Source organism: Streptomyces sp. NPDC005808, from assembly GCF_042871385.1.
GTDB lineage: Bacteria > Actinomycetota > Actinomycetes > Streptomycetales > Streptomycetaceae > Streptomyces.
In genome coordinates, this window is sequence record NZ_JBIAIK010000004.1 from 1 (window position 1) to 18,105 (window position 18,105).

14 protein-coding genes and 1 rRNA gene are annotated in these 18,105 nt (G+C 70.2%); 3 read left to right on the plus strand and 12 right to left on the minus strand.

Annotation, left to right across the window (positions count from 1 at the left end; translation table 11 throughout):
- Positions 1-92, minus strand: a 16S ribosomal RNA gene (locus tag ACFYPC_RS10325); the annotation flags it as partial.
- A gap of 828 nt (positions 93-920) precedes the next feature.
- Here ACFYPC_RS10325 and trpS point away from each other — a divergent pair.
- Positions 921-1,919 carry a tryptophan--tRNA ligase gene (trpS, locus tag ACFYPC_RS10330; protein WP_388673429.1) on the plus strand — a complete coding sequence of 333 codons (999 nt, stop codon included), beginning with the start codon at positions 921-923 and terminating at the stop codon, positions 1,917-1,919.
- 98 nt (positions 1,920-2,017) lie between these two features.
- Here the strand turns inward: trpS and proC are convergent, their stop codons facing one another.
- The 6 genes from proC to ACFYPC_RS10360 form a co-directional block, all read right to left on the minus strand.
- Positions 2,018-2,827 carry a pyrroline-5-carboxylate reductase gene (gene proC / locus ACFYPC_RS10335; RefSeq protein WP_388673431.1) on the minus strand — a complete coding sequence of 270 codons (810 nt, stop codon included), beginning with the start codon at positions 2,825-2,827 and terminating at the stop codon, positions 2,018-2,020.
- Positions 2,828-2,925: 98 nt separating this feature from the next.
- Positions 2,926-3,735 carry an ABC transporter permease gene (locus ACFYPC_RS10340; RefSeq protein ID WP_388673433.1) on the minus strand — a complete coding sequence of 270 codons (810 nt, stop codon included), beginning with the start codon at positions 3,733-3,735 and terminating at the stop codon, positions 2,926-2,928.
- Positions 3,732-4,712 carry an ABC transporter ATP-binding protein gene (locus tag ACFYPC_RS10345; RefSeq protein ID WP_388673435.1) on the minus strand — a complete coding sequence of 327 codons (981 nt, stop codon included), beginning with the start codon at positions 4,710-4,712 and terminating at the stop codon, positions 3,732-3,734. Before ACFYPC_RS10345 ends, ACFYPC_RS10340 begins: the two co-directional genes overlap by 4 nt.
- Before the next feature lie 521 nt (positions 4,713-5,233).
- Complete coding sequence (locus ACFYPC_RS10350; RefSeq protein ID WP_388673437.1) at positions 5,234-6,019, minus strand: class I SAM-dependent methyltransferase; 786 nt, start codon at positions 6,017-6,019, stop codon at positions 5,234-5,236.
- 736 nt (positions 6,020-6,755) lie between these two features.
- Complete coding sequence (locus ACFYPC_RS10355) at positions 6,756-7,244, minus strand: EamA/RhaT family transporter (RefSeq protein ID WP_388673439.1); 489 nt, start codon at positions 7,242-7,244, stop codon at positions 6,756-6,758.
- Positions 7,245-7,292: 48 nt separating this feature from the next.
- Positions 7,293-7,616 (minus strand): SH3 domain-containing protein, encoded by a 324-nt coding sequence (locus ACFYPC_RS10360; RefSeq protein ID WP_388673441.1) that lies wholly within the window; start codon positions 7,614-7,616, stop codon positions 7,293-7,295.
- A 181-nt stretch (positions 7,617-7,797) separates the two neighbouring features.
- Here ACFYPC_RS10360 and ACFYPC_RS10365 point away from each other — a divergent pair, with 181 nt between their 5' ends.
- Complete coding sequence (locus tag ACFYPC_RS10365; protein WP_388673443.1) at positions 7,798-9,906, plus strand: PQQ-binding-like beta-propeller repeat protein; 2,109 nt, start codon at positions 7,798-7,800, stop codon at positions 9,904-9,906.
- 132 nt (positions 9,907-10,038) lie between these two features.
- Here the strand turns inward: ACFYPC_RS10365 and ilvD are convergent, their stop codons facing one another.
- The 4 genes from ilvD to ACFYPC_RS10385 all read right to left on the minus strand — a co-directional run bounded on the left by ilvD (position 10,039) and on the right by ACFYPC_RS10385 (position 14,879).
- Complete coding sequence (ilvD, locus tag ACFYPC_RS10370) at positions 10,039-11,892, minus strand: dihydroxy-acid dehydratase (RefSeq protein ID WP_388673445.1); 1,854 nt, start codon at positions 11,890-11,892, stop codon at positions 10,039-10,041.
- Between the two features lie 250 nt (positions 11,893-12,142).
- On the minus strand, positions 12,143-12,775 hold the full coding sequence (locus ACFYPC_RS10375; RefSeq protein WP_388673447.1) for a TetR family transcriptional regulator: 633 nt from the start codon (positions 12,773-12,775) through the stop codon (positions 12,143-12,145).
- Positions 12,772-13,596, minus strand: coding sequence for a sugar phosphate isomerase/epimerase family protein (locus ACFYPC_RS10380; RefSeq protein WP_388673449.1), 825 nt, complete (start codon positions 13,594-13,596; stop codon positions 12,772-12,774). Before ACFYPC_RS10380 ends, ACFYPC_RS10375 begins: the two co-directional genes overlap by 4 nt.
- 350 nt (positions 13,597-13,946) lie before the next feature.
- On the minus strand, positions 13,947-14,879 hold the full coding sequence (locus ACFYPC_RS10385) for a Ppx/GppA family phosphatase (protein ID WP_388673451.1): 933 nt from the start codon (positions 14,877-14,879) through the stop codon (positions 13,947-13,949).
- Positions 14,880-15,004: 125 nt separating this feature from the next.
- On the opposite strand from ACFYPC_RS10385, the gene ACFYPC_RS10390 reads away from it, so the two are divergent.
- A complete protein-coding gene (locus ACFYPC_RS10390; protein WP_388673453.1) occupies positions 15,005-15,844 on the plus strand; it encodes a hypothetical protein in 840 nt (279 codons plus the stop codon).
- Positions 15,845-15,896: 52 nt separating this feature from the next.
- Here ACFYPC_RS10390 and ACFYPC_RS10395 read toward each other — a convergent pair whose 3' ends face one another.
- Positions 15,897-17,819 (minus strand): hypothetical protein, encoded by a 1,923-nt coding sequence (locus ACFYPC_RS10395; RefSeq protein ID WP_388673455.1) that lies wholly within the window; start codon positions 17,817-17,819, stop codon positions 15,897-15,899.
- Between the last annotated feature and the right edge of the window lie 286 nt (positions 17,820-18,105).

The window sequence follows — 18,105 nt, forward strand, 5'->3', positions numbered from 1 at the left end:
CTAATCCACCCCGAAAGGCTTCATCGTTCGACTTGCATGTGTTAAGCACGCCGCCAGCGTTCGTCCTGAGCCAGGATCAAACTCTCCGTGAATGTGTACCGGTAATCCGGTTCGCACCACGAGAGCGGAACCGAAGGGAGGAATAATCCCCACGGTCCACAGCGTCCTCGCTGATGTTTTCTTCAAAGGAACCTCACCCCCGGCCGAACGGCCGGAGACGGGGTATCAACAAACTTGGCGTTGATTTTTGGCACGCTGTTGAGTTCTCAAGGAACGGACACTTCCTTCGTACTCACCCGAGAGACTCTCTCAGGCTTTCCTCCGGGCGTTTCCCTTCGGTCTTGCATTCCCGACTCTACCAGACCGTTTCCCGATCCGATTTCCTCGGTGCTTTCCAGGTTTCCGCTTTCGCGTTTCCCTTTCCGGCGGTTCCGACTCTATCAGATCCTTTCGGGCCTGATTCCCAGTCAGGGGGCTTGTCTTCACTGCCCTGGGGCAGTTCCGACGAGTGAGACGTTAGCGGAATCTCGGCTCCCGAGCTAATCGGGGGTCACGTTCTTTCGAACACGGATTCCTCATTTCGCAAGCGCACGAAAAAACGAGCCGACGACAGTCGGTCGTTCGTTGAATGCTTGTTGCGGAATGGCCGTCCGGGGACCGACCGGAGTCGGCGTTCACGTCGGACAGCCCGGAGAACATTACGTACGGGGCTGAGGAGTGTCAACTCGGCCCCAGGGGGCCTCCCGTCGGCGTACTGTGGAGTCGTGATTACGCGTACGTGCACCCAGCTCTGGTGGGCCGCCTGACGGCGGCCGTACTCACGTATGTACTCAACGGCCGCCGCCTCGGCGGCCGTTTTTGTGTCTCCCTCCTGGAGAGCCGGCCGGCGGGTGCGGCGGCCTCGATCAGGAGGTTGAGAGATGACGCGGATCTTCAGTGGGGTCAAGCCGACCGGGCATCTGACGTTGGGGAACTATCTGGGGGCCGTACGTCGGTGGGCCGACGTCGATCAGCACAGGGCTGATGCGCTGTTCTGCATCGTCGATCTGCACGCGCTGACCGTGGATCACGATCCGGGGCGCGTGCGCAGGCTCAGTCGGCAGGCGGCCACGTTGATGCTGGCGTCGGGGCTCGATCCGGTGCTGTGCACCGTGTTTGTCCAGAGTCATGTGGACGAACACGCGCGGCTGTCGTATCTGCTGGAGTGCGTCGCGACCGACGGGGAGATGCGGCGGATGATCCAGTACAAGGAGAAGGCCGCCCGGGAGCGGGAGCGCGGTGGGAGTGTGCGGCTGTCGCTGTTGACCTATCCCGTGCTGATGGCGGCGGACATCCTGGCGTACGGGACCGATGAGGTGCCGGTGGGTGATGACCAGACGCAGCATGTGGAGCTGGCCCGGGATCTGGCCGCGCGGTTCAACCAGCGGTACGGGCACAGTTTCGTGGTGCCTCGGGCCACGCGTCCGGAGGTTGCGGCACGGGTCATGAATCTGCAGGAGCCGACGTCGAAGATGGGGAAGACCGATGACGTCGGGCCCGGGGTCGTCTATCTGCTCGACGAGCCGGAGGCCGTGCGGAAGAAGATCATGCGGGCCGTGACCGACAGCGGGCAGGACGTCGCGTACGACCGGGAGGCTCGGCCCGGGGTCTCGAATCTGCTGGAGATTCTCGCGGCCTGTGAGGGTGGGAACCCCGAGGCCTTGGGCGGTGTATATGAGTCGTACGGAGCTTTGAAGAAGGACACCGCCGAGGCCGTGGTCGAGCTCCTCAGGCCCGTACAGGAGAAGCACAAGGAACTGTGCGCGGATCCTGCGTACGTGGAGGGGGTGTTGCGGGACGGGGCGGCGAAGGCAAGGGAGATGGCGCGGCCGAGGGTGGACGCGGCGTATCGGGCGATCGGTTTGCTGGCGGCCAATTGAGGGACGTGGGCTGAGGGGCGTGGGTTGAAGGGCGTGGGCTGAGCGAGGCGGCGGGCTGGAGGACGGTGGGGCCGGGGGCGGGCCCGGCCCCGGTTCCTCTAGCTGTTGCCGGAGGCCAGCTCGCGGCTGCGGTCGCGGGCTGCCTCCAGCGCGGCGATCAGGGCTGCGCGCACACCGTGGTTCTCCAGTTCGCGGATGGCGTTGATCGTGGTGCCCGCGGGGGACGTGACGTTCTCGCGGAGCTTCACGGGGTGTTCCCCACTGTCGCGGAGCATCACGGCGGCACCGATCGCGGACTGGACGATGAGGTCGTGTGCCTTGTCGCGGGGCAGGCCGAGCAGGATGCCCGCGTCCGTCATGGCCTCCACGAGATAGAAGAAGTACGCCGGCCCCGAGCCGGAGAGGGCGGTGCAGGCGTCCTGTTGGGACTCGGGGACCCGGAGCGTCTTGCCGACGGCGCCGAAGATCTCCTCGGCGTGGGCGAGGTGTTCGTCGGTGGCGTGGCTGCCGGCGGAGATGACGGACATGGCCTCGTCGACGAGGGCGGGGGTGTTCGTCATGACGCGGACGACCGGGGTGCCTGTGGCCAGGCGCTCTTCGATGAAGGAGGTGGGGATGCCTGCCGCGCCGCTGATGACCAGGCGGTCGGCGGGGATGTGCGGGGCGAGTTCGTCGAGGAGGGTGCCCATGTCCTGCGGTTTGACCGTGAGGATGAGGGTGTCCGCGGACTTGGCGGCCTCGGCGTTGGTGACCGCCGTGACTCCGTGGCGCTTCTGGAGTTCCTTGGCGCGCTCGGGGCGGCGGGCGGTGACCAGCAGGTCGCCGAGGGGCCAGCCGGCCCGGATCACTCCGCTGAGCAGGGCTTCGCCGATCTTGCCGGTGCCGAGGACTGCGACTTTCTGGGTCATGGTGCGGGTGCCCTCCGGGGGGTGCGTCGTCCGGTGTCCATCCTCGCACCGGGGGTGCGGGACGGGGCGGGCTGTCCGTTGGGCGGACGTCCCGCCGACTACGCGGTCCGGCGTCGCAGGGTTGCCGCGCCCAAGGTCAGAACCAGTAGGGCGCAGCCCGCGACGATCAGGGCGTCCCGGACGAAGGCGGCTGTCATGTCGGTGTGTTTGAGGACTTCGTTCATCCCGTCCACGGCGTAGGACATGGGGAGGACGTTGGAGATGGCTTCGAGGACGGGATGCATGTTGGAGCGGGGGGTGAAGAGGCCGCAGAGGAGGAGTTGGGGGAAGATCACGGCCGGCATGAACTGGACCGCCTGGAATTCCGAGGCCGCGAAGGCCGAGACGAAGAGGCCGAGGGCTGTGCCCAGGAGGGCGTCGAGGAGGGCGACCAGAAGGAGCAGCCAGGGGGACCCTGTGACGTCGAGGCCCAGGAACCAGAGCGCCAGGCCTGTGGCCAGGGCCGACTGGATGATGGCGAGGGCTCCGAAGGCCAGGGCGTAGCCGGCGATGAGATCGCCCTTGCCGAGGGGCATGGCGAGGAGGCGTTCCAGGGTGCCGGACGTGCGTTCGCGCAGGGTGGCGATGGAGGTGACCAGGAACATCGTGATCAGCGGGAAGATCCCGAGGAGGGATGCGCCGATGGAGTCGAAGGTGCGCGGGCTGCCGTCGAAGACGTAGCGGAGCAGTACGAGCATCAGGCAGGGGATGAGGATCAGCAGCGCGATGGTCCGCGGGTCGTGGCGGAGCTGGCCCAGTACGCGGGCGGCGGTTGCGGTGGTGCGGGAGAAGTTGATCGCGCTCGGGCGTTGGCCGGGGTGGATGTCGGCGGACCGGGGCGCAGTGCTGGGCGTGGTCGTCGTGCTCATCGGAGGGTCTCCTTGCGGGGGTGGTCTCCGGAGCGGGACTCGCTGTCGAACCGGGGCGCATTGTCCGACCGGGGTGGGTTGTCGGGCCAGGGCGCGTTGTCGGCCCGGGATTCGTTATCGGGCCGGGACTCGTTATCGGGCCGGGACTCGTTGTCGGACCTCTGGCCGGGTGTGGGCTGGTTGGCCGTCGCGTTCGCCTCGTCGACCAGGTGGAGGAAGGCGGCTTCGACGGTGTCGGAGCCGGTGCGTTCGCGCAGAGCGTCGGGGGTGTCGTCGGCGAGGATCTCGCCCTCGCGCATCAGGAGGAGGCGGTGGCAGCGCTCGGCCTCGTCCATGACGTGGGAGGAGACGAGCAGGGTGGCCTGGCGTTCGGCGGCGATGGCGTGGAAGAGGTTCCAGAGGTCGCGGCGCAGGACCGGGTCGAGGCCGACTGTGGGTTCGTCGAGGACCAGGAGTTCGGGGGTGCCGAGGAGGGCGACGGCGAGGGAGACGCGGTTGCGCTGGCCGCCGGAGAGGTTGCCGGCGAGGGAGTCGGCGTGCGAGGTCAGGTCGACGTCGGCGATGGCCTGGGTGACGTTGGCATGGCGGCGTTCGGCGCCTGCGTGCCCGGGGTCGAGGATCGCGGCGAAATAGTCGAGGTTCTGACGGATGGTCAGGTCATCGTAGACGGAGGGGGCTTGGGTGACGTAGCCGATGCGGGAGCGCAGTGCGGGGTCGCCGGCGGGACGGCCGAGGACTTCGAGTGTGCCGGTGACCTTGGCCTGGGTGCCCACGGTCGCGCGCATCAGGGTCGACTTGCCGCAGCCGGAGGGGCCGAGTAGCCCGGTGATCTGGCCGCGGGGTACGGCGAAGTCGAGTCCGCGCAGGACGGTGCGAGTGCCGCGTACGACGGTGAGGGCTTCGGCACGGACGGCGGGCTGCCTGGTGGGGGCGGGCGGTTCTGCGGTGCCGGGTGGACTGGAAGCAATATTCATCATGTGATGAATATTGCTCCTGGGGAGCGGGGCCGTCAAGCCTGGCCGTGCGTCCCGTCGCAAGCCCTCGTCACAAGCCCCCTCCGCGGTGATGTCCTCGTGCCCGGCAAGCCCCCTCGCGAGCCCCGTCTCATCCGACGGGGCAGCTGGGCGGCGGCGTGACCGGAAGGGGGCGGGCCGGTGGCGCGCTTCCGCGTTCAGATGGGGGTTTGCGCGAGGGGGTGCGCGCCTAACTCCCCCTTCAGGCCATGGCTTTCCGTGCGCGCTGATGCCGGGTACGCGGATCCGGCGCGCCTTCCCCCGGCTCGGCGCCCAGGCGTCTTCCGCTCGTGACGGGAGGTGCTGCTGTCGTGCGACGTCCATACGGCTGCCGAAGCGGCTCGACGCGCTGGAGGCGCTGGAGGCACGACGGGACGGGAGTGGGGTGGGTTGTGGGTTGTGGGTTGCGGGTTGCGGGTTGCGGGTTGCAGTACCTGGTCACGCGGGGTGCGGCGGCCCGTGGGGACGTGGGCCGCCGGGCGGGATCACGAACGCGTGGCGACGATCAGTTCGACGTCGTAGACCTCCTCGACCATGCCGTCCGGGAAAGTGCCGAGCAGGTGGGCGCGCTCGTCGGTGAGGAAGGCGTTCGTGCTCTCCTCACCGAGGACCAGGAAGGCCGAGTGGCTCCCGATGTTGGCGAGGTGGGTGTCGAGGGGGACTCGGCGGCTCCAGCGGACCTGGTGCCGGGCGACGTGGAGGGGACCGGCCGGGGTGGTGGACAGGGCGGCCGCCGCTTGTGCGCCGCTGCCGTTCTTCGCCACGATCGCATCGATGCCGAAGAAACGCTCGACCCGGTCGGCCGCTTGCGCGATCCAGGGGATGTCCAGGGCTTCGGTGTTCCACCAGAGGGCGAGCGCGCCGCCGTCCGGGCGCAGGACGCGGAACGCCTCCGGGATGGCGTGAGCGGGGTCGGTCCAGTGCCAGGACTGGGCGTAGGTGACGAAGTCGGCGGAGGCGGTGGCCAGGGGGAGGGTGTTGCCGTTGCCCCGGATGAGGGGGGTGTCGGGGAGTGTGCGGCGGAACTCGGCCGCCATGCCCTCGCCGGGTTCGACGGCCAGCACCTGCGCGCCCCTTGCCTTGAGGCGGGCGGTCGCGATCCCGGTGCCGGCGCCTACGTCCACGACCGTTGCTCCGGTGAGGGGGCGGTGCGCGAGGTCTTCGATCGCGTCGAAGAGGGCGGGGGGATAGGAGGGGCGGTTCGCGGCGTACTGGGCTGCGGCTGTGTTGAAGGAGTGTGCTCGGGTGGTGTGGTGGGAGTGCGTGGTCATGTGGTCATGGTGGCGGGGGGTGGGGGTTGAAGGGAGGGGTTTGGTGCGTGTTTGGGGTGGGGGCCTCTGGGATTTCGGGGGCCTAGGGGATTTCGCCCCCCCTCCGCCGCTGCCTGTCCCGTCCGGTCCCGTCCGGTCCGGTCCCGTCCCGTCCATAGGGGCACCCCGCCCGTAGGCCCCCGCTTCGGCCTGAACGGCCTCGTCTTCAAACGCCGGACGGGCTGGGGTACCCCTGGCCGGGTTGAAGGGCGCAGGCCGGCCTTCCGGTGGGTGGGAACGGGGCCGACGCCCGGGCGCCCATCGTCCTCGAACGGCGAACGGCGGACGGCGGACGGCGGACGGCGGACGGCGGACGGCGGACGGCGGACGAGAACGGCGGACGGCGGACGAGAACGGCGGAGGACGGACGGCGGACAAGGACGGGCGGAAGGTGCCCGGGTCGTACTGAAGGGTGCCGCCCCACGGGTGGTTGAGGGCTCGGGATGGCGCCGCCTCGCGGTAGAACGCCGGGCGGCGTGGAGGATCCCTCCGGCCGAGCTGATGCTGCAGCTGCCGGACCGCCGTCACGGCGTCCGGAGTTGCCGGTGCGGCCGGTGCGGCCGGTGCGGCCGGTCGCCGGTTCCGCCAGCGCCGCCGATGCGGCCAGTGCGGCCAGTGCCGCCGATGTTGCCGGTTCCGCCAGCGCCGCCGATGCGGCTGGTGCGGCCAGTGCCGCCGATGTTGCCAGTGCCGCCGGTCAAGAGTTGCGGCGCTTTTTCGAGGGGTTTCCCGTGCGGCGCTTGCTGCGGCGTTCGTACTGTTCGCGAGCCGTCTCGTACTCCTCGCGGTGGAGTTTCTCGCCCGGGGCCTCGGTGAGGGAGCGGAAGAAGTAGGCGAAGAGGGAGCCGATGAAGCCGATCGTGAGGAGGCCCCGGAGGGAGGCCTGGCGGTCGGGGTCGGGGCGCTTGGTGAACGCGGCGGAGGTGTGCCGGAACGCGAGGGCGCTGCACACCGCGAACATCACGACGACCAGGATGTTCACCGGCGTGCCCACGTCCGCGATCTCCAGGCCCTGGTAGGCGAAGCGGAGCACCAAGCAGGCGGCCACCGCGGCGGCCAGCGATCCGGCGGCCGCGGCGGCTCGGCGGGCTGGGTAGCCGTCGGTGTGGTCCACCCAGGTCGTGCCGAAAAATCGAAGGGGTTCGGGCTGGGGCCCCGCGGGGGTGCCGGTGCTGTCGTCGCTCACGCGTTGATTATCGCTCCGGGTTCGCCGCGGGGCCCAGCCGGTGGTGGGTCAGGCGCAGCGCGGGGCGACGTAGCCGTCGCTACCCGTGTTCACGTACGCGTCCGAGACGTACTCGCTGACGGCGATGCCGTCCCAGAGGTTCGACGTACCGTACGGGCCCGTGACCGACTCACCCGGCTTCTGGCAGAAGATCGGGACCTGGGCGCCCTCTGACAGGACGCGGACGATGCGGTACGTCGTACCCGGGCCGCTGCGGACGTTGAGCCTGACGCCCGGTGCGACCGGGTAGTACCGCACAGCCGCCGTCTCAGCCTGGGTCGCGACCGCTGCTTCGCCGCCGCCCTCGATTTCCTCAACACGGTCAACAGACATGAAAACCTCCCCCGTTGGACCCCATGGCTGCCATGGGACCCCTTTGATTCCCCAAAATCAGGCCATGCACACACGTACGTTTTTCGCACACGGAGGCCAGCAAGCCGCCTCCGTCTCGTACGGACCATCGACTAGGCTCCGTGCGTCGCGCGCGCGAAGGAACAGCACGGGGGTGAGTCCCATGGCGCCACAGCGGAACGACGGAGCGGGCGTGGAAGCGGAACTTCCCGAGTACGCAGGTCACTACCGGTTGGAATCACGCCTGGGCTCCGGCGGCATGGGCGTTGTGCATCTCGCCCGCAGTACGTCGGGGATGCGGGTGGCCGTGAAGGTCGTGCACGCCCGGTACGCCATGGATCCCGAGTTCAGGGGGCGTTTCCGGCAGGAGGTGGCGGCGGCCCGACGGGTGAGCGGTGCTTTCACCGCGTCCGTCGTCGATGCCGATCCCGAGGCCGAACGCCCGTGGATGGCCACGCTGTTCATCCCGGGTCCCACCCTCGCCGACCAGGTGAAGCGGAACGGATCCATGCCCTCCGGGGAGTTGCGCCGCCTGATGGCGGGACTCGCCGAGGCATTGCGCGACATACATCGCGTGGGAGTCGTACACCGGGACCTGAAGCCGAGCAACGTCCTGCTCGCCGAGGACGGCCCGAAGGTCATCGACTTCGGCATCTCCCGGCCAAAAGACAGCGAACTGCGGACCGAGACAGGCAAGTTGATCGGCACGCCGCCGTTCATGGCACCCGAGCAGTTCCGGCGGCCGCGTGAGGTGGGACCGGCCGCCGACATCTTCGCGCTCGGTTCCGTGATGGTGCACGCCGCCACCGGGCGCGGGCCGTTCGACTCCGACAGCCCGTACGTCGTCGCCTACCAAGTCGTGCACGACGAGCCGGACTTGACCGACGTACCGGAGAATCTCGCTCCGTTGGTGCTGCGTTGCCTCGCCAAGGAGCCTGAAGACCGGCCCACCCCTGACGAGTTGATGCGGGAACTGCGGTCGGTGGCGGCCTCGTACGACACCCAGGTGTTCACTCCGGCCCAGCGGCCCAGTCGTGATCCGCAGCCGGAGGAGGACATTGTCTCGGCGCCCGATCCGCGACCCGGCGGAGCCATGGGCCGCCTCCGCAAGGGGGTGCTCCTGACGGCCGCGGCCCTCCTCCTCACCGCGGGCTGGACGTTCTCATCGGGCCGGCTGCTCGACGGCGGCGGCGGCGACGCACCCGAGGACAGCGGCATACCGTCCGCACCGGCGGTGTTCGACGGCTGGCACACCAAGCCCGGCTCCGGAAGCCGCGGGATGCCGCAATGCTCGTACGGTGGAGGGAAGTTGCTCTGCGCGCTGGCGGGGCTGTTCTCCGCCATCGACCCGGCCGACGGGACGGTGTTGTGGCGGCACACCCTTGCCGATCGAAACACCCCGGACGGCCCGCCGGTCGCGGCGGGCGGGCTGGTGCAGGCCGTCACGAGCGATGGTCAGCGGCTGGTGGCCCTCGACCCCGACTCGGGTGCGACACGCTGGACGACGGACATCTCCGCGTACGGGCGCGTGCAGTACGCGGGCGGCATGGTGCTGCTCACACGCACCGACGGAACGGTCGTCGGGATGGACGCCTCGTCAGGCAAGCAGGTCTGGAGTCGCACGATCGCCGACCAGAGCGAACCGGCCTTTGCCGCGTTCAGCGCCGACGGACTCGCCTACGCCACGAGTACGACCGTGGACGGGACCCACACACTCGTGAGCGGGGTGGATCCGCAGACCGGTGACGTGCGGTGGGACGCCCGCCTGGCGGGGGAACTGAAGCCGGTCGGCGCGCACGACGGCAAGGTGTTCTTCATGTCGGTGAACGACTACGGCGAGACGGAGGCGCTCGTCCGGTACGACCCGAGCAGCCTCGCTGTACAGCGCGTACCGCTCGAAACCTCACTGCCCACCGCCCTGGCCACCGTGCACGGAAACACCATGTATCTGCTGGCCACCGGTGGCGGGCTGGTTGCCGTCGACATGGAAGCGCGCGCACTGCGCTGGCGGCTGGAGACATCCGTCAGCCAGGGCTCGGCGCCCGTGGCCGACGACAGGCATGTGTACCTCACCGCCGCCGACGGGCGGCTGCTCGCAGTGGATGCCCGCACGGGGAAACTCTCGGGAGAGACGCGTGCGCGCCTCGGCTCGGACTCGGAGTTCGTCGTGCTCGGGCTGTCGGCTCCCGTGATCGTCGAGGACCAGGTCTACGCCACCGCCCCCGACGGAACCGTCTTCGCCGTGGACGCACTCGACCCGTCCCACTGGTGACACCCGAAGCCGTGTGGACGTACGCCGCCCGTCCCACTGGTGACACGCGAAGCCGTGTGGACGCACCCGAACCGTCCCACTGGTGACACGCGAAGGGGCCGCCCCCCAAGGAACGGCCCCCGCGCGGAAGGCTCAGCCCAGCAGGGAGACGTCCCGCACCGCGCCCTTGTCCGCGCTGGTCGCCATCGCGGCGTAGGCGCGGAGGGCGGCGGACACCTTGCGGTCGCGGTTCGCGGGAGCGTAGACGCCGTTCAGGGCGGCGCGGCGCGAAGCCAGCTCGTCGTCCGAGACGAGGAGCTCGATCGTGCGGCTGGGGATGTCGATGCGGATGCGGTCACCGTCCTTGACCAGGGCGATCGTGCCGCCCGAGGCCGCCTCCGGGGAGGCGTGGCCGATGGAGAGGCCGGAGGTGCCGCCGGAGAAGCGGCCGTCGGTGACGAGGGCGCAGGTCTTGCCGAGGCCCCGGCCCTTCAGGAAGGAGGTCGGGTACAGCATCTCCTGCATACCCGGGCCACCCTTGGGGCCCTCGTAGCGGATGACGACGACATCACCGTGGGTGATCTCCTTGCGGAGGATCTTGTCGACGGCCTCGTCCTGGGACTCGCAGACGACCGCGGGGCCCTCGAAGGTCCAGATGGACTCGTCGACACCGGCCGTCTTCACGACGCAGCCGTCGACGGCCAGGTTGCCCTTGAGGACGGCCAGGCCGCCGTCCTTGGAGTACGCGTGCTCGGCGGAACGGATGCAGCCGCCCTCCGCGTCCTCGTCGAGGGCCTCCCAACGCTCGGACTGGGAGAAGGCCTCGGCGGAACGGACGCAGCCGGGGGCCGCGTGCCACAGCTCGATCGCCTCGGGCGACGGGGAACCGGCGCGCACGTCCCAGGTCTTGAGCCAGTCGGCGAGGGACGGGCTGTGGACCGAGTGGACGTCCTCGTTCAGGTGGCCGCCGCGGTGCAGTTCGCCCAGCAGAGCCGGGATGCCGCCCGCGCGGTGCACGTCCTCCATGTAGTACGTACGGTCCTTGGCGACGTTCGGCGCGACCTTCGCGAGGCAGGGCACCCGGCGCGAAACCTCGTTGATCTCGTCCAGGCCGAAGGGGACGCCCGCTTCCTGGGCGGCGGCCAGCAGGTGCAGGATCGTGTTGGTGGAGCCGCCCATCGCGATGTCGAGCGCCATGGCGTTCTCGAAGGCGGCGTGCGTGGCGATGTTGCGCGGTAGGACCGACTCGTCGTCCTGGTCGTAGTAGCGACGCGTGATGTCGACGACCGTGCGGGCCGCGTCCTCGTACAGGCCCTTGCGGGCCGTGTGGGTGGCGAGGACCGAGCCGTTGCCCGGGAGGGACAGGCCGATGGCCTCGGTCAGGCAGTTCATGGAGTTGGCCGTGAACATCCCGGAGCAGGAGCCGCAGGTCGGACAGGCGTTCTCCTCGATACGGAGGATGTCCTCGTCCGAGATCTTGTCGTTCACGGCATCGGAGATCGCGTCGACCAGGTCGAGCGTACGAACCGTGCCGTCGACCAGGGTGGCGCGGCCGGACTCCATGGGGCCACCGGAGACGAAGACCGTCGGGATGTTCAGGCGCAGGGCCGCCATCAGCATGCCGGGGGTGATCTTGTCGCAGTTCGAGATGCAGATCAGGGCGTCGGCGCAGTGGGCCTCGACCATGTACTCGACGCTGTCCGCGATCAGGTCGCGGGAGGGCAGCGAGTACAGCATCCCGCCGTGGCCCATCGCGATGCCGTCGTCGACCGCGATGGTGTTGAACTCGCGCGCGATGCCTCCGGCTGCGGTGATGGCCTCGCTCACGATCCGGCCGACCGGCTGGAGGTGGGTGTGACCCGGCACGAACTCCGTGAAGGAGTTGGCGACCGCGATGATCGGCTTGCGGCCGATGTCCGCGCCCGGTACACCGGAGGCGCGCATAAGGGCGCGTGCGCCCGCCATGTTGCGGCCGTGGGTGACTGTGCGGGACCTCAGCTCGGGCATCGTCGCTCGCTCCTTCGGAGGGATACCGGCTCGTACGGGCCGGCAGTCGTGACTGCTGGTCGTGACTTGTTCGAGGGTACGCCGGTGCTCCAAGGGCTGGACAGGGTGTCCGGTATGCGGGACAGGTATCTCGGTCGGCGGTCAGGCGCGGGCGATCACGGAACCGGTCGCGTCAGCGCTCGTGCAGACCGTTGGACGTAAGCGCTTACGTAAGCGCTTACGTAGAGGCCTTGCAGGAGCGCTACGTAAGTCAGGGTGCCGTGAGATGCGCCTGTACCACCGGCGCCACCCGTTCGATGATCCGCTCCACGTCCACCGAGGCCAGCGGCTCCAGCTTGATCACATACCGCAGCATGGCGACCCCGACCAGTTGGGCCGCCGCGAGCTCGGCGCGGAGTTCGGCGTCCGGGACGTCGAGCTGCTGCGCGATGCGGCGCATCAGCTGGGCGACGAGGAGGCGGCGGAAGACAGCGGCCGCGGCCTCGTTGTTGAAGGCGGAACGGACGATCGCAAGGAGCGGCGCCCGGGTCGTCGGGTTCTCCCAGACCCCGAACAGGAAACGGGTCAGGCGCTCGCCCACGCCATCGAGCGGCCCGTCGCCCACCGCGTTCGACGCGGCCAGGGCGGGCGTGACGGCGACCTCGACGGCCGCCTCGAAGACCTGTTCCTTGGTGCCGAAGTAGTGGTGCACGAGCGCCGAGTCCACGCCGGCGGCCTTGGCGATACCGCGCACCGACGTCTTCTCGTAACCGCGCTCGGAGAACTCCTCGCGGGCCGCGTCGAGGATGCGGTCGCGGGTCGCGGGGGCCGCCTCCGTCTGCGTACGGGAGGGGCGCCCCCTGCGGCGGGGGGCGGCCGCGTCGTGCGGGGAGGCGTCCGTCACCGACGCGGCACTCTCAGCGCGGAGGCGAGGTGGAGCCTGGTGAAGGCCAGCGCCTCGGCCAGGTCGGCCTCGCGTTCGGCGCTGGACATGGCGCGGCGGGTGTTGACCTCGATGACGACGTGACCGTCGAAACCGGCGAACGCGAGGCGTTCGAGCAGTTCGGCACAGGGCTGGGTACCGCGGCCCGGGACGAGGTGCTCGTCCTTGTTGGATCCGTTGCCGTCTGCGAGGTGGACGTGGCCGAGACGGTCGCCCATGCGGTCGACCATGTGCAAGGCGTCGGTGCGGGCCGTCGCCGTGTGACTGAGGTCGATCGTGAAGTGACGGTAGTCCTCCTTCGTCACATCCCAGTCGGGTGCGTAGGCCAGCATCTCGCGGTCGCGGTAGCGCCAGGGGTACATGTTCTCGACGGCGAACCGTACGTCCGTCTCGTTCGCCATCCGCCAGATCCCGGTGACGAAGTCACGGACGTACTGGCGCTGCCAGCGGAAGGGCGGGTGTACGACGACGGTGCCGGCGCCGAGCTTCTCGGCCGCCGCCTGTGCGCGCTGGAGTTTGGTCCACGGGTCGGTGGACCACACGCGCTGCGTGATCAGCAGGCAGGGGGCGTGCACGGCGAGGATCGGGACCTGGTGGTAGTCGCTGAGCCTGCGCAGCGCCTCGATGTCCTGGCTGACCGGGTCGGTCCACACCATGACCTCGACGCCGTCGTACCCGAGGCGCGCGGCGATCTCGAAGGCCGTCGCCGTCGACTCCGGATACACGGACGCCGTGGACAGCGCGACCTTCGCATCCGGGATGCGCACAACTGGTTCTGCCACGAGGGACAGAGTACGGGTTGCCTCCGGCGGTTTGGCGGGGGTGGTGGGCTTTGGCCGGGGCAGTGCTACCCCCGGCCTGGCGCCCATTCGCCGCTACCGGGCTCTCCGGGAGCGATGGCCAGGTCGAGTGCGGCCGGCTCTGGGACGGCTGTTCGCCGCGGTGGGGACTCTGTGGGCGGACGAGACCTCGTGACTGGCTGAGCGCGCAGTTCGTCGTGCCTCTGGCCAGGCTCCCGCAGGGGCGGATCGGCTGCTCCGATGCCATGGGTATCGGCCACTTCCGACGCCACGACGTATGGGCTACTCCGACGCCACGACGTATGGGCTACTCCGACGCCATGACGTACGGGCTACTCCGACGCCATCTGGTCGAGGCGTCGCAGGATCACGCCCTCCCGCAGGGCCCAGGGGCATATCTCCAGGGCTTCCACGCCGAAGAGATCCATGGCCGCCTCGGCGACCAGCGCGCCCGCGAGGAGTTGGTTCGCGCGGCCTTCGGAGACGCCGGGGAGTTCGGCGCGCTCCTCGGCGGTCATTGCGGCGAGCCGCGGAACCCAGTCCTGGAGAGACCTGCGCTTGAGCTCTCGCTGGACGTACAGGCCGTCGGCGGAGCGCGCGGCACCGGCGATACGGGCGAGCTGCCGGAAGGTCTTGGAGGTGGCGACCACGTGGTCGGGAGCCCCGATGCGGCTGAACTCCCCTACCGTACGGGCGATCTGGGCCCGCACATGACGGCGCAGCGCCTTGACGTCGGCGGGATCGGCGGGGTCGTTCGGCAGCCAGCCCGCGGTCAGCCGGCCGGCACCGAGCGGCAGCGACACCGCGGCGTCCGGCTCCTCGTCGATGCCGTAGCCGATCTCCAGGGAGCCGCCGCCGATGTCGAGGACAAGGAGCTTGCCCGCCGACCAGCCGAACCAGCGGCGGGCCGCGAGGAAGGTGAGCCGGGCCTCTTCCACACCGGTCAGGACCTGGAGTTCGACGCCCGTCTCGGCCTGGACCCGGGCGAGTACGTCGTCGGCGTTGGTGGCCTCACGCACGGCGGAGGTCGCGAACGGCAGCAGGGCTTCGACGCCCTTGTCCTCGGCGGACTCCAGCGCGACCTTGACCGTCTCGATCAGTTTGTCGACGCCCTCGCGGTCGATCGCCCCGCTCGCGTCGAGCAGTTGAGCGAGCCGCAAATCGGCCTTGTGCGAATGCGCGGGCAACGGCCGTGCGCCGGGGTGCGCGTCCACCACCAGCAGATGCACCGTGTTCGAACCCACATCGAGGACACCGAGTCTCATATACGGAACGCTACTGCGAGTCCGACTCTCCAAGTGGGTCGGGGCGGAACCCCTCGATAAAGGACGGTGGCCGGGCGGCGAGTGGGACGTCCCCGGAGCGGCCTCGGGCGACTTACCCTGGACGGGTGCCAAAGACGAAAAAGGCGAAGCCCGACAAACCGGCCAAGGGCTCCTCGCAGGCGAAGGCCACCAAGTCCCAGAAGTCTCCCGACAGGAATGACGAGAAGGGGCTCGATTTCGCTCGCGCGTGGGTGGAGTTTCCGGATCCCGCCGACGCCGAGCAGGTCTTCCGATGCGATCTGACATGGCTGACCTCTCGCTGGAACTGCATCTTCGGAAGCGGCTGCCAGGGCATCCAGGCGGGCCGAGCCGACGACGGCTGCTGCACGCTGGGGGCCCACTTCTCGGACGAGGACGACGAGAAGCGGGTGGCCGAGCATGTGGCGAGGCTCACGCCAGACCTCTGGCAGCACCACGGCGTGGGCACGAAGACCGGCTGGGTCTCGGAGGACGACGACGGTGAGCGGCAGACCCGCCCGTACAAGGGGTCCTGCATCTTCCAGAACCGGCCCGGCTTCGCGGGCGGCGCGGGCTGCTCGCTGCACATCCTCGCCGTGCATGAGGGCCGCGAGCCGCTGGAGACCAAGCCGGACGTCTGCTGGCAGCTGCCCGTGCGACGGACGTACGAGTGGATCGACCGGCCCGACGACACCCGTGTGCTCCAGGTGTCCATCGGTGAGTACGACCGCCGAGGCTGGGGTCCGGGCGGCCACGACCTGCACTGGTGGTGCACGTCGGCGACCTCGGCGCACGGCGCGGGCGACCCGGTGTACGTCTCGTACCGCCCGGAGCTCGTCGAGCTGATGGGCAAGGAGGGGTACGACCGGCTGGTCGAGCTCTGCGAGGAGAGGCTGGCCTCGCAGCTGCCCCTGCTGGCTCCCCATCCGGCCGACCCGGTCCACTGAGCTGGTCGGGTACCTGCCGTTATCCGGCTATCGGGTACCTGCCGTTGTCCGGTTATGAGGACGGGCTCGGGTCGCCGCTGTTGTCGGGTGGCGGGGTCGAGCTCTCCGGATCGGACGGCGTCGAGCCCGTGGGTGTCGGCGAGGGCGGGGGCTCGGACGGAGTCGGGTTGCTGGGCGTGGGCGTGGGATCCGGTTCGGAGGAGCCCGGGTCGCTCGGTGTGGGGTCGGGGGCCGGCGGGGGCGCGTCGCTGGGGCGCGGGCCCGGGTGGGTCGGGCGCGCGTTCCCGAACCCTCCGATCGTGACCAGGGCGCCCGCCGGTGCGATCGACACCCGCGCGGTCCAGGGGCCCACCGGCTCGCGCAGATGGTCGACGTACACCTTGATCGTCAACGACTCGCCGGGGCCGAGGGTTCCCGCGGACTGGCTCAGATAGAGCCAGTGGGCGCCGGTGTACGCGGACCAGTGAACCGGTGAACTCCCGGATGCCGTCAGCGTGATGAGGGTCGTGTCGCCGTTGTTGCCGGCCACCACGGAGAGTTGTCCCACGCCCGGTGCCTGGCTGCTCCCGGGAGCGCTGATGACCTCCACGGAGACGTCGGGTGACTGGCTGCCCTTGGTGAAGGGGCTGCCGGGTCGGGTACTGGCGTTGCCGGCGTTCTCGTAGCCGCCCGATCCGTCGCCGCCGATGCTGTCGAGCTCGTTGTCGCCCTGCTCCTCGGTGGCGGTGATGGAGCGGCCGTCCGCGCCCTCGCCGGTGAGGGGCGCGCCCCGGTAGGCCGCCCAGAGGGCGAGAACGGGGGCGGCGACGACAGTGGCGACGACCGTCGTCGTCACGGCACGCGCGCGTAGCCGGTCCCTTCGCGCGGCACGGTCCTTGGGGTCCATCGGGAAACCGCGCCGGTCGAAGCGCGGAGCGCCGCCCCGCGTGCGTGGGACATGCGCCATCGCAACGTGAAGGGCCGCGCGCGGGGCCTCCAGGACGGGAAGCGCGGCGGGCGTGACGCTGGTGCCGGGCCAGGAGCCGGCGACCGCGCGCTCGGCGGTGCGGCGGCAGCGCGGGCAGTCGTCGACGTGCCGGACCAGCTCCCGGCGCAGGGCGGTGCCGAGCACGAGCTGGTGGTCGCCGGTGAGACGGGCGACGCTCGGGCAGGTGCCGGTCTCCACGACGGCGAGCGCGGCGCGGGTCCGTTCGACCTCGCAGGCGGCGGAGCTGAGCAGCTCGCGGGCGGAGGCGAGATCCATCCCCAGGACGGCGGCGACCTCGTGGGCGGCGAGCTGGTGGCGTACGGCGAGTTCGAGCGCCTCTCGCTGCTCCGGGGTGGTGCCGGCGGCCTCCGGCCAGGCCAGCAGAGCGAGTTCGCGGCGCCGCAGTGCCTCGGTTGCCTCGGTTGCCTGGGTTCCTTCGGGAACGGCGGCCGATACGGGGGCAGGGGCGGGCACAGAGCCGGACAGGTGCGCTGAGCCGGATGCGGGCGCGGGGGCGCTCAGGGCCTCTGCCGCGCGCCGGTCCGCAGCGTCCTTGTCCGCCGGCGTGTACGAACTCTCCTGCGCCGTCCCGCGCGCGGACTTGGGGTTGCTCTTCGGGGCGCCCTTGTGGCTTGCACGCCCCCGGCCGGAAGCGTGCGCCGCCTGGCGCCTGCGCCTCGTCTCGGCGAGTCTGCGCAGGCAGGCCCAGCGAGCCAGCGCGTACAGCCAGGCCCTTCGGTCGTCAGCGGCCGCCGGGGCCCGCGTGCCCCGGCGTTCGGCCAGCGCGAGAACGTCGCCCAGGGCCGCGGTCGCGGCGTCGTGGTCACACAGGACGGACAGGCAGTAGGTGAACAGGCCGTCCAGGTAGGGCTCGTAGCGCGCGGGTGGGCGCTGAGCCATGGTGGTGCGGGTGGACGCGCCACGGGGCGCGGCCGCCCGCTTGCGCGCGTCTCCGTGCGCCCGGTGTGCGCCGGTGGTGTGCGTGGAGGTCTCCGGACTGCTGCTCATCACCCGTGCGACCGTAGGTGCCAATCGGTGGCCCCTTCCTCCCCCTTGAGCACATTTAATCCGTACGGGTGAAACGATCCCTCATAAGGGGGCAGGAACCTCCGATTCCGTGGCCCACGCCGTCACGGCGGGCGATGGCAATGCCATACGGGGGGGGGGGGGGGGGGGGGGGGGGGGGGGCCCCGCCCCCCCCCCCCCCCCCGCGCGGGCGCCCCCGGGGGGGGGGGGGGGGCCCCCGCCCCCCCCGCCCCCCCGCCCCCCCCCGAGGCCGTTCAGGCCGATGGCG